3 protein-coding genes are annotated in these 2074 nt (G+C 73.6%); 1 reads left to right on the top strand and 2 read right to left on the bottom strand.

Going from position 1 to position 2074, the window contains the following annotated elements:
• Both AB0J52_RS37775 and AB0J52_RS37770 read right to left on the bottom strand, forming a co-directional pair.
• Positions 1–189, bottom strand: a 189-nt coding sequence (locus tag AB0J52_RS37775; protein WP_500187782.1) for a hypothetical protein, incomplete at its 3' end; no start/stop codon positions are given.
• 523 nt (positions 190–712) lie between these two features.
• The gene (locus AB0J52_RS37770) at positions 713–931 is read right to left on the bottom strand and encodes a hypothetical protein (protein ID WP_500187781.1); all 219 of its coding nucleotides are present in this window, start codon (positions 929–931) and stop codon (positions 713–715) included.
• 121 nt (positions 932–1052) lie between these two features.
• Here AB0J52_RS37770 and AB0J52_RS37765 point away from each other — a divergent pair, with 121 nt between their 5' ends.
• Positions 1053–1928, top strand: coding sequence for a GntR family transcriptional regulator (locus AB0J52_RS37765; protein ID WP_500187779.1), 876 nt, complete (start codon positions 1053–1055; stop codon positions 1926–1928).
• Positions 1929–2074: the final 146 nt, after the last annotated feature.

The following is a 2074-nucleotide window of genomic DNA, read 5'->3' as shown; positions in this document are numbered from 1 at the left end:
CCCGCCCGCCTGCCAGCCCGTCGCCCACACGAGCAGCACCGCCGTCAGCGCCCCGGCCAGCGCGGCGAAGAGCACGACGGACGCCGGCCCCCGGCGGGGCCTGCGCCGGCCGTGCCTTCCGCGCCGTCCGCGCGGCGGCGCGGTGCGACCCGGTTCCCCCGGCCCGTGGGCCCGCGACGGAACGTCCATGTGCGCCTCCCGTGGTCGGCGTCATGCGCGCACGTCTCTTAGAACGTCGCGGACGAGGGCCGGGTTCGGCCCCGCCCTTCAATCGGCCGTCATATCTGACTAACCCCCGGGCCCGGCCTCCCGGAACCCGCACCCGTACGACCGGGCTGCGTCCCCTGCACGACGTCTCCTACCCGCCTCCGCGGGGCGGCCCGTCGCGGCCGCTCGCGCCTGGCAAAATCCTCGCCAAGTCGCCACGGGACGGGTGGGATGTGTGCGTCAGGAGAATGCGGCGGATACGGCGGTCACGGGCGGAAGAACCGTCCCGCGCGACCGCACGGACGACACGACTTCTCGATGGGGTCGCGCCGATGTGTCATCCGTGCGGTCACGTCCTTCTGGCCCGGGAGGTGACGTCCACCCCACCGACCAGAGCTCCACTCCTGTGTCACCTCAGCGCCACAGGTCACTGTCGTCCCGGCAGAGGAGAGCCCGGCCCGCCCCCGAGCCCGGGCCGGCCCGTCCGGTGCCCCGGAGGCCCTCCTCACCGCTGCCCGCCGTCCCGGCGGGACTGCTCGGCCAGGAGCTCGCGAAGACCGCCGGAGTCGTCGGCGGCCACGGTCATCGCACATCCGGCCTGGAGTTGGGCGTCGGTCAGATCGCCGCTGCGGGTCGCGTACCACCGCCCGGCGTCGCTGCGCCACACCAGCCAACCCGGATGCTCGCGCTCGATGGTCGTCTTCAGATCCTCGAAGTCGCCCATCAAGGTCGTCCTTTCCCCCGGGCGGCGGTTCTGTATACAAAAGTCTTACTCGGTCGAAGAGGTGTCAAGCTGTCCGTAAGTGGACCGTCCCCTCACGGACAGTGCCTAGGGAGGTGAGCCCGTGGCCGAACGCCCGGCCTACCTGCGCATCGCCGACACCCTCCGCGACCAGATCCGCTCGGGCACCTATCCACCCGGTTCGCGCCTGCCCACCATGCGGGAGCTCGGCGACGAGTTCGGCGTCTCGGAGATCGTCGTCCGGCACGCGTTCGGGCTGCTGCGCGGCGAGGGGCTGATCGAGTCGCGGCGCGGCGCGGGCACCATCGTCCGGCACGCGCCGCCCGTCCGCCGGATCGCCATGGACCGGTACCGCCGGTTCACCGCGCCGGTCGCCGCGCCCGCCACCACCTTCACCCACGACCAGCGGATCGGCTGGCAGGACTACCGGCTCGACCGCGAGTTCACCCGCACCGAGGCCACCGCCGATCTCGCCGCGCTGTTCGAGCTGCCCGTCGGCACCGAGCTGCTGCGCCGCCGGTTCGTGTTCTACGCGCGCGGCGACCCACAGCAGATCTCGGTCAACTACCTGCCGTGGGACCTGGTCGCCGAGACCCCGGTCTCCGACCCCGCGCGCGAGCCGTGGCCCGGCGGCACCCTCGCCCAGCTCGTCTACCTCGGCCATCCGCCGACCCGGGTGGAGGAGGCCGTCGGCGCGCGCATGCCGACGCCGGAGGAGGTCGAGACCCTCGGGATGGGCGCGGGCGTCCCGGTCTTCACCATCACCCGCCGCATGATCTCCGGCGCGCGCGTGATGGAGGTCTGCCGCGACATCGTCATCCCCGCCGACCGCGCCGTCCTCGACTACGCCATCGACCTCGACTTCCGGCTCGACACCGCCCTGGACCCGGTGCTCGACACCGACACCGGGGCGGGCGACGCCCACCCCCAAGCCCCTCACCCCAACGCCCATCCGAACGGCCACCGCGCCGACCAGTAGCCGTCCGCGACCTCCCTCCCCCGTCCGGGGGTCAGTCCTTGTAGATCCAGTCCTCGTCGTCGTCCTCGCGGCGGGGGAGGGGGAGGTCGTGCCTGGTCGCGGCGGGCGCGAGCCGGGGCGGGGGAGGCGGCGCGGCGGCGGGCCCG

The organism is Spirillospora sp. NPDC049652 (assembly GCF_040675125.1).
Lineage (GTDB): Bacteria > Actinomycetota > Actinomycetes > Streptosporangiales > Streptosporangiaceae > Spirillospora.
Note: the sequence above shows the minus strand (reverse complement) of the source record. Positions and strands in the feature narration are given on the sequence as shown.